Source organism: Mesorhizobium sp. WSM4898, from assembly GCF_029625845.1.
In the GTDB taxonomy this organism is placed as follows: Bacteria; Pseudomonadota; Alphaproteobacteria; order Rhizobiales; family Rhizobiaceae; genus Mesorhizobium.
This window is the reverse complement of sequence record NZ_JARTVQ010000004.1, coordinates 25,625-38,342: the sequence shown is the minus strand read 5'-3', so window position 1 is coordinate 38,342 and position 12,718 is coordinate 25,625. Positions and strand designations below refer to the sequence as shown.

11 protein-coding genes are annotated in these 12,718 nt (G+C 64.1%); 3 read left to right on the top strand and 8 right to left on the bottom strand.

Annotation, left to right across the window (positions count from 1 at the left end):
• The first annotated feature begins 248 nt into the window (after positions 1-248).
• Positions 249-515 (top strand): sel1 repeat family protein, encoded by a 267-nt coding sequence (locus P9228_RS19480; protein WP_066997543.1) that lies wholly within the window; start codon positions 249-251, stop codon positions 513-515.
• 375 nt (positions 516-890) lie between these two features.
• Positions 891-2,012, top strand: a complete 1,122-nt coding sequence (locus tag P9228_RS19475) for an ABC transporter substrate-binding protein (RefSeq protein WP_067321025.1) — start codon at positions 891-893, stop codon at positions 2,010-2,012.
• A gap of 162 nt (positions 2,013-2,174) precedes the next feature.
• Here the strand turns inward: P9228_RS19475 and P9228_RS19470 are convergent, their stop codons facing one another.
• The 4 genes from P9228_RS19470 to P9228_RS19455 form a co-directional block, all read right to left on the bottom strand.
• A complete protein-coding gene (locus P9228_RS19470; protein WP_278055003.1) occupies positions 2,175-4,136 on the bottom strand; it encodes an acetyl/propionyl/methylcrotonyl-CoA carboxylase subunit alpha in 1,962 nt (653 codons plus the stop codon).
• A 49-nt stretch (positions 4,137-4,185) separates the two neighbouring features.
• Entirely contained in the window at positions 4,186-4,560 is a 375-nt protein-coding gene (locus P9228_RS19465) for a hypothetical protein (RefSeq protein ID WP_278055002.1), read from the bottom strand.
• Between the two features lie 120 nt (positions 4,561-4,680).
• On the bottom strand, positions 4,681-5,211 hold the full coding sequence (locus P9228_RS19460) for an O-acetyl-ADP-ribose deacetylase (RefSeq protein ID WP_067321035.1): 531 nt from the start codon (positions 5,209-5,211) through the stop codon (positions 4,681-4,683).
• A 2-nt stretch (positions 5,212-5,213) separates the two neighbouring features.
• On the bottom strand, positions 5,214-6,821 hold the full coding sequence (locus P9228_RS19455) for a carboxyl transferase domain-containing protein (RefSeq protein ID WP_278054999.1): 1,608 nt from the start codon (positions 6,819-6,821) through the stop codon (positions 5,214-5,216).
• Positions 6,822-7,065: 244 nt separating this feature from the next.
• Between P9228_RS19455 and P9228_RS19450 the strand changes: the two genes are divergently transcribed.
• Positions 7,066-7,458, top strand: a complete 393-nt coding sequence (locus tag P9228_RS19450) for a hypothetical protein (RefSeq protein WP_278054997.1) — start codon at positions 7,066-7,068, stop codon at positions 7,456-7,458.
• Positions 7,459-7,475: 17 nt separating this feature from the next.
• On the opposite strand, the gene P9228_RS19445 is transcribed toward P9228_RS19450, so the two are convergent.
• From P9228_RS19445 to P9228_RS19430, 4 genes are all read right to left on the bottom strand, one after another.
• Positions 7,476-8,639 (bottom strand): isovaleryl-CoA dehydrogenase, encoded by a 1,164-nt coding sequence (locus P9228_RS19445; RefSeq protein WP_278054996.1) that lies wholly within the window; start codon positions 8,637-8,639, stop codon positions 7,476-7,478.
• 57 nt (positions 8,640-8,696) lie between these two features.
• Entirely contained in the window at positions 8,697-9,347 is a 651-nt protein-coding gene (locus P9228_RS19440) for a TetR/AcrR family transcriptional regulator (RefSeq protein ID WP_067321049.1), read from the bottom strand.
• A gap of 136 nt (positions 9,348-9,483) precedes the next feature.
• Positions 9,484-10,911 (bottom strand): HlyD family type I secretion periplasmic adaptor subunit, encoded by a 1,428-nt coding sequence (locus P9228_RS19435; protein WP_278054994.1) that lies wholly within the window; start codon positions 10,909-10,911, stop codon positions 9,484-9,486.
• A gap of 1 nt (position 10,912) precedes the next feature.
• Positions 10,913-12,622, bottom strand: a complete 1,710-nt coding sequence (locus P9228_RS19430; RefSeq protein WP_278055464.1) for a type I secretion system permease/ATPase — start codon at positions 12,620-12,622, stop codon at positions 10,913-10,915.
• Between the last annotated feature and the right edge of the window lie 96 nt (positions 12,623-12,718).

The window sequence follows — 12,718 nt, the reverse complement described above, 5'->3', positions numbered from 1 at the left end:
AAGTCTTGATTCCCGCGCCTCAAATTTTCGACGAATTTGGCGCAGATCGGCTGAATTGCTGGATTCCTATGCTTAACGGTTCTTCGCGTTTACCTCTTGTTTTAGCTTTGTTTTCTTCAAATTAAGCAAGCCATTTAACGACGGATTCAAGGCGAGCCGTCATCCTCGAAAGCATCGAAAGAGCGGCCCGCCCAGGGGAATTCCAGGGACAGAAGGAGGCAGCTCTCGGGAGCAGACAGGGGATTGAAATGGCACGCTTTGAAATGCTTGAAGCCGGCTTCGGCGCCATGGGGGCAACTGCCCAGGCCGACATTCTTTTCGAACTGGGCATGATGTATGCGACCGGCCGCGATTGCGAGACCGACGTCATTGCCGCCCACAAATGGTTCAACATCGCCGCGATCAAGGGATCGCTCCGCGCCGCCGAGCTGCGCTCGGAATTGTCGGCATCGATGTCGAAGGCCGAGATCGCCAAGGCGCTGCGCGAAGCGCGCGAATGGATGACGATGCACTGATTTTGCGGGGTAAGGGCCGGAAGCTCTTAAGGGACAAGGCCGCAAAAGGCCGGTTAACCAGACCAAGAACGCGGCAGGTCAACGAACTCAAGCCGTGCGACAACACAGGGAAGCGAGCGGGTTCAGGTGCGCGGGGTGCCGGGAAGCTCGACTGCAAAAGCCGCGACCGGCCGGGACAAGGCCGGCGCGGCTTTTGCATTTGCGCAGTCACCGCCTGTATGGGAACGGCGGCTTGGCCCAAGAACTCCCCGTCGGAATGAACCAAATCCCGATACATTGTGCTCTCGACAGTTCCGGCGAAGGGTGAAATTGTCCCGGCTCTCTGGAAGAAGCGTGGCCGGAACGGCCGCGCGCAAGTGGAGGAGTTCTATTGTCATGAAAAGATTGGGTATTTTGAGCGCGGCCGCATTGGGCCTGACGATGAGCGCATCGGTTGCCTTCGCCGACGACATCACGATTTCGGTGGTCGGCCCGATGACCGGGCAGCTCGCCAACATCGGCGATCAGTTCAAGCAGGGCGCGCAGGCCGCGGCGGATGCCATCAATGCCGCCGGAGGTGTCAACGGCAACAAGATCAAGATCGACATCCAGGACGACCAATGCGATCCGAAGCAGGCGGTGTCGGTCGCCAACCGCATCGTTGCCAACGGCGTCAAGTTCGTCGACGGCCATGCCTGCTCGGGCTCGAGCATTCCCGCTTCCGCCGTCTACGCCGAAGCCGGCACCCTGATGATGAGCCCGGCCTCGTCTAATCCGGAACTGACCGACGCCGCGGCCAAGGCCGGCTGGCCGACGATTATGCGCCTCTACACGCGTGACGATGCGCAGGGCGCTTTCATCGGTCCATGGATCGCCAAGAAATATGCCGGCAAGAACGTCGTCGTCCTGCACGACAAGAGCGCCTACGGTCAGGGCGTTGCCGATGCTGTCAAGGCGACCATGAATGCCGGCGGCCTCAAGGAGGTCGACTATGAAGGCATCAATGCCGGAGAGAAGGACTATTCGGCTTTGGTCACCAAGCTGAAAGAGCTCAAGGCCGACGTCGTCTATTTCGGCGGCTACCATCCGGAGGCCGGCTTGATCCTGCGCCAGGCAGCGGAGCAGAACGTCAAGTTCCAGCTGATCATGCCGGACTCGATCGCCTCGCCGGAATTCTGGCAGATCGCCGGCCCGGCCGGTGAAGGCACCATGTTCGTCTTCCCCTCGGATCCGCAGTCGAAGCCGGAAGCGAAGGAGGCCGTGGCCAAGATCAAGCAAGGCGGCTTCACACCGGAAGGTTTCACGCTGTTCTCCTATGCAGTGATCCAGGCGGTGGCCGAAGGCGTCAAGCGCGCCGGCACCGACGACCCGGCCAAGGTCGCCGAGGCGCTGAAGGACGGCAAGCCGATCAGCACCGTGGTCGGCGACGTGATCTTCGACGAGAAGGGCGACCTGAAGAACGCCAGCTACGACATCAACCAGTGGCACGACGGCAAATACGCGCCGATCAAGCCGTAATTCGTTCTGCAGATCGATTGGAAATGGCCGGGATTTGTCCCGGCCGTTTTCGTATGTGCCTTGGCACTGATTTGGAGGCCAGTTCGGCGCTCTACGGCGCCCCCCTGGAGTCCTGCCGCCCCAGCCAGTTTGTCCCGTTGCCGATCCAAGGCGACCGGCAGCTCAGCCCCGTGCGTCCTCGAACCGCACCAGCACCGTGCCGTCGCTCACTTGCGCGCCTTCGGCCGCGATCTCGGCAATCACCCCATCATGGGGTGCGGCGATCGTGTGCTCCATCTTCATCGCTTCGAGGATTAGGAGCGGCTGGCCCTTGATAACGGTATCGCCCGCTGCCGCGCGCACCAGCTTGACCAATCCCGGCATCGGCGCGCGCAGGCTGTCCGACGCGGCCGCGGCCTCATCCGCCTTGGCCAGCGGATCCGGCACCGTGAATGTATATCCGACCGCTCCTTCGAACACCGTGACATGGCCCGGCCAGCGCGCGCTGCGCGGCATGCTCCTGAGGTCGTGCGCGTTGATCGCGTCATGCGGCGCCTCCAGCGCCACCCGGAAGCGGCCGTCAGGCCGCGCCGATACCCGGGCCAGGATGTTCTCCTCGCCGTAACGCAACCGGGTGCGGCGCGCCAGCGTATGGAAATGCGCATAGCCGGCGAGCGAGAACCACGGATCGGCGGCCGGACCCGCCGTGCTTGCGTCGGTCGCTGCCAGCGCCGCCGCGGCGATCGCTTCATCGCTTGGCGGGGGAACAGCGACGAGAGCATCCTGATGCCGGCCGATCAGGCCGGTGTCGATATCGACCGCCGCGAAATCGGCGTCGGCGGCGAGTGCTGCAAGGAAGGCGGTGTTGACCGTCGAGCCGGCAACTTCGGTTCGGGCCAGCGCCTTGCGCAGCGCGCCAAGCGCGGTGGTTCTGTCCCTAGCGTGCACCACCAGCTTGGCGATCATCGGATCGTAGAAGGGCGAGATCGCATCGCCGGACCGCACGCCGGTCTCGATGCGCATGGCGGCATCCTCCGGCACTGTGTCGGGGAATTTGAGATGATAAAGCGTGCCCGTCGCCGGCAGGAATCCCTTGGCCGCGTCCTCGGCGTAGATGCGCGCCTCGAAGGCATGTCCGGCAAGGGCGATCTCGTTCTGCGCCTTCGGCAGTTTTTCGCCGGCGGCGACACGAAGCTGCCATTCGACCAGATCGACGCCGGTGACCATCTCGGTGACGGGATGCTCGACCTGCAGCCGTGTGTTCATCTCCATGAACCAGAAGCGGTCGGCTTTGAGGGCCTCGGAAGCATCGACGATGAACTCGATCGTGCCGGCGCCCGAATAGCTGATTGCCTTGGCGGCCTTCACCGCCGCTTCCGTCATCGCCTTGCGCAGCGCCGGCGTCATGCCGGGGGCGGGCGCCTCCTCGATCACCTTCTGGTGGCGGCGCTGCGCCGAGCAGTCGCGCTCGAAAAGATGCACGACATTGCCGAAATTGTCGCCGAACACCTGGACTTCGATGTGTCGCGGCTTGTCGACATATTTTTCGACCAGAACGCGGTCGTCGCCGAAGGCAGCCTTGGCCTCGCGCCGCGCTCCGGACAGCGCCTCGGAGAAGTCGTCCGGATGGTCGACGCGCCGCATGCCCTTGCCGCCGCCGCCGGCGCGCGCCTTGATCAGCACCGGGTAGCCGATCTCGCGCGCTTTTGTGGCAAGCAGCACAATCTCCTGCGCTTCGCCGTGATAGCCGGGCACCACCGGAACGCCGGCCTTTTCCATCAACCGCTTGGCGGCATCCTTCAGCCCCATGGCGCGGATCGAGGCGGCGGACGGGCCGATGAAGATGAGGCCCGCCGCCGTCACCTGGTCGACGAAGTCGGGGTTCTCCGACAGAAAGCCGTAGCCGGGGTGGATTGCCTCGGCGCCTGTGGCAAGCGCCGCGGCAATGATCCTGTCGCCGCGCAGATAGCTGTCACCGACCGGCGAGGGGCCGACATGCACCGCCTCGTCGGCCATCTCGACATGCAGCGCTCGCGCGTCGGCCTCCGAATAGACGGCGACTGTTCGCACGCCGAGCTTGCGCGCGGTGCGGATGACGCGGCAAGCGATCTCGCCGCGATTGGCGATCAGGATCTTGCCGAACATGAAGCCTCCCGAGTTTGCGACGGGCAGCGCCAATTCGGCAGGCGCGGGCCTACTTCGATGCGGCGATCTCGCAGGCGCCGCCCGTAGTCACCTTGTAGTGCGCGCGCGTGGCCAGGCAGGATTTCATCGCCAGCTCTTCCGCAACTTTTTGGGACGGCGCATTCAGGTGTCCACCACAGATGATATAAGACGACATGATCCGGGCATAAGGCGTGGTCGCGTAGGCTGAATGGCCGCTCGCCGCCAGATAGGCCTTGTACGCCCTGTTGCACGGATCCTTGGGACTGCGTGGGATGTAGGGTGGAAAGCGCTTGTCCCCCTCGCTTCCAGCCAGCGACCCGGCGACGACAGCGCCGCACGAGGCGCACATAAGCATTCCTGCAAGTATCGACGCGGATGCTTTCCGCAGATATTCTCGTGCCATTTTTACCCCATCCCCATGAGACAATGCAGGATGAGCAATATCGAATATTTGCCGGCGTCGCTAGATGGTCACTCAAGAATCTCGATCTCGTGAACGGGTGGAACGTCTTTGTCATAAAGTTCAGGCTCCCCCAATCGCAGCAACGGCTGAGCTGTATAGTCTGGCAGTCAGATCGTCGAAGCAGCAGAAAGTGACGGTCTCGGGGATGGCGTTTTCGCCTAGAAAAACAGCAACCGTGCCGACGGCTACTTCGGTAGCCTGATCTTTCGGATAGCCGTAGATGCCGGTCGAGATCGCCGGAAATGCTATCGTTCGACAGTCCTTACCGGTGGCAATCTCCAGCGAGCGCCGATAGCAGGAGGCGAGCAACTCCGCCTCGCTCTCGCCCCCGCCGTGCCAGACCGGGCCGACAGTGTGAATGACATAGCGCGCCGGCAGCCGGTAGCCTTTCGTCAGTTTGGCATCCCCGGTCCTGCAGCCGTTCAGCGTGCGGCATTCGGCGACCAGCTCCGGCCCGGCGGCGCGGTGGATAGCGCCGTCGACACCACCGCCGCCGAGCAGCGAGGAATTGGCGGCATTGACGATGGCATCGACCTTAAGCCTGGTGATGTCGCCGGTATGCACGCGGATCCTATCGCTGACGCCGCTCATCGTCACATCCTGAACACGCCGAACTTCGTTTCCTCGACCCCGGTATTGAGCGCCGCCGAGAGGCTGAGCGCCAGCACCTCGCGCGTCCTGGCCGGATCGATGATGCCGTCGTCCCAAAGCCTTGCCGAAGAATAGAGCGGGTGACCCTCATGGTCGTATTTCATCAGGATCGGCTTCCTGAATTTCGCTTCCTCTTCGGCGCTCCACTCACCGCCCTTGCGCTCGATGCCCTCGCGCTTGACCATGGCGAGCACCGTCGCCGCCTGCTCGCCGCCCATCACCGAAATGCGCGCATTCGGCCACATCCACAGGAAGCGGGGCGAATAGGCGCGGCCGCACATGCCGTAATTGCCGGCGCCGAACGAACCGCCGATGATCACCGTAAGCTTCGGCACGCGTGCCGTGGCGACCGCCGTGACCAGCTTGGCGCCGTCCTTGGCGATGCCGCCGGCCTCATACTTGCGCCCGACCATGAAGCCGGTGATGTTCTGCAGGAAGATCAGCGGAATGCCGCGCTGGCAGCAGAGCTCGATGAAATGCGCGCCCTTCAGCGCGCTTTCCGAGAACAGCACCCCATTGTTGCCGAGGATGCCGACCGGCATGCCGTGCAGATGCGCAAAACCGGTGACCAAGGTGGTGCCGTAATTCTGCTTGAACTCGTCGAACTCGGAACCGTCGACCAGACGCGCGATCACCTCGCGAACGTCATAGGGCTGGCGCAAATCAGTCGGCACGATGCCGTAGAGTTCATGCGGATCGTGAAGCGGTGATACTGGTTTCTGTAAGTTCAGGCTTACGGCCTTGTTCCGATTCAGGTTCTTGACGATGCGTCGGCAAATGGCCAGCGCGTGCTCGTCATCCATGGCATAGTGGTCGGCGACGCCGGAAAGCCTGGTGTGGACCTCGGCGCCGCCGAGCTCCTCGGCGCTGACATCCTCGCCGGTGGCAGCCTTCACCAGCGGCGGGCCGCCAAGAAAAATGGTCGCCTGGTTGCGCACCATGATCGTTTCGTCCGACATCGCCGGCACATAGGCCCCGCCCGCCGTGCAGGAGCCCATGACGCAAGCGATCTGCGGGATGCCGGCTGCCGACATGTTGGCCTGGTTGTAGAAGATGCGGCCGAAATGCTCACGGTCGGGGAAGACCTCGTCCTGGTTGGGCAGGTTGGCGCCGCCGCTGTCGACCAGGTAGACGCAAGGCAGCTTGTTCTGCAGCGCGATCTCCTGCGCGCGCAGATGCTTCTTCACCGTCACCGGATAATAGGTGCCGCCTTTCACCGTCGCGTCGTTGACGACGACCATCACCTCCCGGCCTTCGACACGGCCGATGCCGGTGATGATGCCGGCCGACGGAATATCCTCGCCATACATCGACCATGCCGCGAACTGGCCGACCTCGAGAAAAGGCGAGCCGGTGTCGAGCAGTTGCGCCAATCTTTCGCGCGGCAGCAGCTTGCCGCGGCTTTGGTGGCGCTCGCGCGCCTCGTCCGAGCCGCCGCGCTCGATGCCCGCCGCCTTCTCGGCGATATCGTCGACCAGCGCCCGCATGCGCTCGGCATTGGCGCGGAAGCTTTCCGAGGAGGGGGAGATTTGGGTTTGGAGTGTGGCCACGTTATTCCTCACACCTCTTGATGCCGCAACGCAACCAGTGTAACAGCCCGCACCCGGATGCTGCGTGCGCAGCGCGGCATCTTTTGTACGAATGACACCTCAGGAGGCGACGATGAAAGGCATCGATATGCGTTTCACCAAATGTCTCCCCTCGGCCATGGCCTGACGCCGCCGAAGGGCGGCTTTCCACGTCCCGGATTTGAGCAAAAGGAACACGGCGCCTGCAAGCGCTGTGGGTGTCACTATGTATGTGCGGTTTGTAACGCCGCTGATCCATCCGAAGAGCCGGGTAGAGAGCGGCTTTTTCCATGCGTCCTGGTACTTGTACCGGAATGGCTGCCCGGACTGGATCGATGGCGAACTGGAGGATCAGTTCGACTGGTTCAATCGGCATTTGCCCATTCCTGGCCGGGTTGGGCGGCATTTCAAGCGCCGTGAGCCGATTTGGGGCGTCTGCTGGTTCCACCCGAACGCCAAGGAAGCCATCAGCCGTGCGCGCTATTGCGCCTGGCTGATCGAGGAGGGCGGCTTGCCTGTGCGCTCGATCACGTCCCGGCGCCAGCGTGAGGTTCTGTGGCGCGATGAGCATCAGATCGTCGCCAAGCCGACCGACGACCTGCCCAAGGCGTTCTGCTGAGGTGACGGAGGGAGACATCACACTCCCTCCGCCATGATCTCGCGGCCGATCAGCCAGCGGCGGATCTCGCTGGTGCCGGCGCCGATCTCGTAGAGCTTGGCGTCGCGCAGAAGCCGCCCGGTCGGATAATCGTTGATATAGCCGTTGCCGCCGAGCAGCTGGATGGCATCGAGCGCCATCTGCGTCGCCTTTTCGGCCGCGAAGAGCACGCAGCCGGCGGCGTCCTTGCGCGTGGTCTCGCCGCGGTCGCAGGCACCGGCCACGGCGTAGACATAGGCGCGCGCCGCGTTCATCGTCGAATACATGTCGGCAAGCTTGCCCTGCACCAGCTGAAAACTGCCGATCGGCTGGCCGAACTGCTTGCGCTCATGCACGTAAGGCACCGCCACGTCGAGGCAGGCCGCCATCAGCCCGATCGGCCCGCCGGAGAGCACGGCGCGCTCATAGTCGAGGCCCGACATCAGCACCTCGACGCCGCGCCCTTCCTCATGCAGCACATTCTCGAACGGCACCTCGACATTCTCGAAGACGAGCTCGCCGGTGTTCGAGCCGCGCATGCCGAGCTTGTCCAGTTTTTGGGCCACCGAAAACCCGGCAAAGGTTTTTTCGATGATGAAGGCGGTGATGCCGCGCGAATTGCGCTCCGGATCGGTCTTGGCATAGACCACCAAGGTCTCGGCATCGGGTCCGTTGGTGATCCACATTTTCGAACCGTTGAGCACATAGCGGTCGTTGCGCTTTTCGGCGCGCAGCCGCAGCGACACGACGTCCGAGCCTGATCCGGATTCCGACATCGCCAGCGCGCCGACCTTTTCGCCCGAGCAGAGCGCAGGGAGGTATTTCTCCTTCTGTGCCGGCGTTGCCCAGCGGTTGATCTGGTTGACGCAGAGATTGGAATGCGCGCCGTAGGAGAGGCCGACCGAGGCGGATGCGCGGGAAATCTCCTCCATCGCCACGACATGCGCGAGATAGCCCATACCGCTGCCGCCGAAGTCGGGATCGGCGGTGATGCCGAGCAGGCCGAGCTCGCCGAGCTCCCCCCACAGATGTGCCGGGAATTCGTTGGAGCGGTCGATATCGGCCGCGATTGGCGCGATCCTGTCTTGTGCGAAGCGCCTTACGGTATTGCGCAACGCCTCGATGTCGGCATCAAGCCCGAAGTTCAGCGTATTGGTGTACATGGCGTTCCTCCCGGCGCATGACCCCGAAATCGACTTCGATAAGGATAATGCGCGAAATCAAAGTGCCGCGGCCTCCTTTGCGCGTCGGACGGGACGCGTTGCGCTGCCGGCGCCGATCTTCGCGCCGACGAGCCGCCTTGTCATCGAAAGATATGTCGTGGTGACTTCAGAGATCGACAGCCGCTCGCCCGGACGGAACCAGACGATGACGCCGGTCATCATCTGGATCAGCGCCATGGCGGTCAGGCCGACATCGTCGATCTCGAAGATGCCGGCGTCGGCGCCGTCGCGCAGGATCGCGCGCAATTCCTTCTCATAGGCCGTGCGCATCTTGAGGATCTGCGTCAGCCGCTCATGCGAGAGGCTGCGCAATTCCATGTTGGAGACATGGGTGGCGCGGCGCCGCTCGATATGGAAGGCAATGTGGTTCTCGACATAGGCGGCGAGCCGCGCCGCCGGATCGGCCGCTGCCGGGCGCGCGTCATCCCAGGCCTTGAGCAGGCCTTCCATATGCTCGCGCATCAGCGTGAACAGCAGATCCTCCTTGGTGGGAAAATAGCGATAGAGCGCGGCGGCCTGCACGCCGACTTCGGTCGCCAGCTGGCGCATCGACATCGCCTCATAGCCGAGCCGCGCGATCAGGCCGACCGCCGCCTCGCGAACGGCCGCCTCGGTTTTTTCGCCATCTGAACCCGTGGTGCGTGCCATGTTTGCCTCTGCGAAGCAGATAATAAAACGAACGTTCAATTAATTCAAGCGGGCAAGCGAAGGTGTTCAGGCCGAAGGGCAAGGGCCTGCACTCGGTCTGACGCAAGCCTCGGCTGGATCTGTAGAGCGGAGCGACTTAATCGCCGCGGAAAGCGCGGCTCGCCTGATCAGTCAGGGGCTTAAGCAGATAGGAAAGCACCGTGCGGTCGCCGGTTCTCAGGAACACCTCCGCCGGCATTCCCGGCTTCAGTTCCAGCGATCCCGCCTGTTTGAGGCTGCTTTGCGTCAGCACGATGCGCACCGCGTAATAGGCGACCCCGGCTTTCTGGTCCTCGATGAGGTCGGGCGAGATACGGTCAACCTGGCCCTCGACTTCCGGCGTGATCTGCTGGCTGAAGGCCGAAAGGCGAAGCGTGGCGTTCTGTCCGATGCGCACCTGGTCGATGTCCTGCGGCGCGACGCGCGCCTCGACCACCAGCGCGTCGGCGCTCGGCACGATCTGCATGATCGCCTCGCCGGGCGCGATCACGCCGCCGATCGTGTGCACGGCCAGCTGATGCACCCGGCCCGATTGCGGGGCGCGGATATCGATCTGCTTCAGCGTTTGTTCGGCCGCGATCTGACGCTCGCGCAGTTCGCTCATCTTGCCGTCGATCTCCCTCAGTTCGCCCGCCACTTCGCTGCGCAGGTCCTGATCGATCTGGATGATCGCCAGTTCCATCTCGCTGATGCGCCCGCGCGTCTGCGCGGCGGCGGCGATCAACTGCCCGTTTTCGCCGTCGAGCCTTGCCTCGGCGCGTTCGCGATCGGCCAGACGCGAGATCGGCACCAGCTTCTTTTTCCAGAGGTCCCGCATGCCCTCGAGCTCGATCTTGGTGAGGGATATCTCCTGCTGCTTGCTCCTGAGCTGGGCCTCGATACCCGCGATCTCCTGACGGAACTGCACGATGCGCTCGCGTAGCTGTGAAATCTTGCCCTCGCGCGCCTGCCGCCGCAGCGCGAACAGCCTGTTCTCGCCGTCGATGAGATGACCAATCTGAGGGGCATGCGCGTTTCCCGACAGCTGCTCGGGATAGAGCACCGCCTGGGCGCCGTCGCGTTCGGCAATCAGCCGGGCGCGGCGGGCAGAGAGCTCGTCGAGACCGTTGTCGACGATGGCGAGATTGGCACGCGCCACCGTGTCGTCCAGCCGCACCAGGACGTCGCCCGCCTCGACCGTGCTGCCGTTCTGCACGTTGAGAGCGCCGACGACGCCGCCTTGCGGATGCTGGACGGACTTCACGTTCGAGCCGACGACCAGATGGCCGCCTGCGACCACGGCTCCGGCAAGACTGCTTGATGCCGCCCAAAGGCCGAGCCCGCCGACAAGCAGCGCCGCTGCGATCGCTCCCGCCCGGACGTTCCTGCGAATGGCCTGACGCAAGCGCTGCTGCTGGGGCGAAGCACCTTCGATCGGCTTCGAACCGCGGTCGAGCAGCGCGATCGCGCGCGCTCTGGCGGACAATGCGAAGTCGCGCACCACGCGCAACGCATCGGCTTTGAAATCGGGAGTTGCCGACCTCATCTCAGCCCGCCGATCCGACCGCATGCAGCGGTTTCGTCACCGGCTGCAAAGCCTGCCGTGCGATCTCGCTCTTCAGCCCGAATGCCTGCTGCCTGCCGCCATTCAGCACCAGCAAGTGGTCGAGCGCGGCGAGGGCGCTGGGACGATGCGCGACCACGATGACGATGCCGCCGCGCGCTTTGATGCCTTCGATGGCACGCGTCAGCGCTTGGTCGCCCGCGGCATCGAGGTTGGAATTCGGCTCGTCGAGCACGACGAGGAACGGATTGCCGAACAGCGCGCGCGCCAGGCCTAGACGCTGACGCTGTCCGGCGGAAAGTGCCGCGCCGCTCTCGCCGATCTCGGTTTGATAGCCTTCGGGCAGGCGCAGGATCATGTCGTGCACGCCGGCAGCCTGGGAGGCCTCGATGATCGCCTCCGGCATGGCGTTCTCGTCGAAGCGGCTGATGTTCTGGGCGACCGTACCGGCGAACAATTCGACATCCTGCGGCAGATAGCCGATATGGCGGCCAAGCGCCTGCGCCGGCCACTGCTCGATTGCAGCGCCGTCGAGACGGATCTTGCCGCGCATCGTGGGCCATACGCCGACGAGCGCGCGCACGAGCGAGGATTTTCCGGAGCCGCTCGGGCCGATCAGGCCCATGCCGGAGCCGGCGTCGAGCGAAAAGTCGATATCCTCCAGCAGGATGCGCCGTCCACCAGGCGCCGTCACCCCGACGGTTTCCACAGCGAGTGTCGCGTTTGGCGCCGGAAGCTCCATGCCGCCATCGTCGACCGGAAAGGCGGCAAACAGATCGACCAGCCTCTGCCAGCTCTGGCGCGCGCTGAGGAAGTGCTTCCAATACGCGGTGGCGAGCTCGATCGGCGCCAGCGCCCGCGATGTCAGGATTGAACTGGCGATGATGATGCCGGGCGTGGCCTGCTGGTAAATGACCAGATAGGCGCCGAGCGCCAGGACCATCGACTGCAGCATCATGCGCATGATGCGCGAAGCCGCACCCAATCCGCTCGTCAGGTCGCTCGCCTGCGCCTGCGCCTCGCGGAAGGCGTTGTTTGCTTGGCTCCAGCGCCCGGCCAGCCTCTCGCCCATGCCCATGGCGGCCAGCACTTCGGCGTTGCGGGCGCTCGCCTGCGCGATCGCGCCGCGCCTTGTGCCGAAGCCGGACATTGCCTTGGTCGGGGCGCGGACCAGGCGATCGGTGAGTGCCGTCAGCGCGATCAGCAGCAGCGCGCCGATGAGCGCCGCGACGCCGATCCACGGATGGAAAAGAAAGCAGATCACAACATAGAGCGGCATCCATGGCAGATCGAACAGCGCACCCGGGCCGGGGCTGGAAAGGAAGCCGCTGACCTGGTCGAGGTCGCGCAGCGCCTGCAGGCCTTCGCCGCGATCAGGCGTTCTGAGCGGCAGCCGCACGAGGCAGTTGAAGACGCGGCCGGCGATGAGCTCGTCGATGCCGGCGCCGATGCGTGTCAGCACGCGCGCACGGATCGCTTCGAGGACGCCCTGGAAGGCATAAAGCACGGCGACCAGAATGATCAGCGCCACCAGCGTCGGCACGCTGCGGCTAGGCAGAACGCGGTCATAGACCTGTAGCATGAACAGCGAACCGGACAGCATCAGCACGTTGATGAGGCCGCTGAGGCCGGCGACGGCCGCATACGGGCCGCGGAAGGAGGCGAGCGCCTTGCGAAGCTCGGAAGGTTTCAGGTCAGCTAAAGGCGAGCGTGTCAGATGGTTACCCCCGAAAAAACCGCGCCCGGCTTGAGGCGGGTTGGCGGGCCGCGATCGAGGCGCGGCCCGCGG

Excerpts from the sequence above, each read along its gene's own strand:
- P9228_RS19480 (WP_066997543.1), top strand. The coding sequence starts at position 249 with ATGGCACGCTTTGAAATGCTTGAAGCCGGCTTCGGCGCCATGGGGGCA.
- P9228_RS19475 (WP_067321025.1), top strand. The coding sequence starts at position 891 with ATGAAAAGATTGGGTATTTTGAGCGCGGCCGCATTGGGCCTGACGATG.
- P9228_RS19470 (WP_278055003.1), bottom strand. The coding sequence starts at position 4,136 with ATGTTCGGCAAGATCCTGATCGCCAATCGCGGCGAGATCGCTTGCCGC.
- P9228_RS19465 (WP_278055002.1), bottom strand. The coding sequence starts at position 4,560 with ATGGCACGAGAATATCTGCGGAAAGCATCCGCGTCGATACTTGCAGGA.
- P9228_RS19460 (WP_067321035.1), bottom strand. The coding sequence starts at position 5,211 with ATGAGCGGCGTCAGCGATAGGATCCGCGTGCATACCGGCGACATCACC.
- P9228_RS19450 (WP_278054997.1), top strand. The coding sequence starts at position 7,066 with ATGTATGTGCGGTTTGTAACGCCGCTGATCCATCCGAAGAGCCGGGTA.
- P9228_RS19445 (WP_278054996.1), bottom strand. The coding sequence starts at position 8,639 with ATGTACACCAATACGCTGAACTTCGGGCTTGATGCCGACATCGAGGCG.
- P9228_RS19440 (WP_067321049.1), bottom strand. The coding sequence starts at position 9,347 with ATGGCACGCACCACGGGTTCAGATGGCGAAAAAACCGAGGCGGCCGTT.
- P9228_RS19435 (WP_278054994.1), bottom strand. The coding sequence starts at position 10,911 with ATGAGGTCGGCAACTCCCGATTTCAAAGCCGATGCGTTGCGCGTGGTG.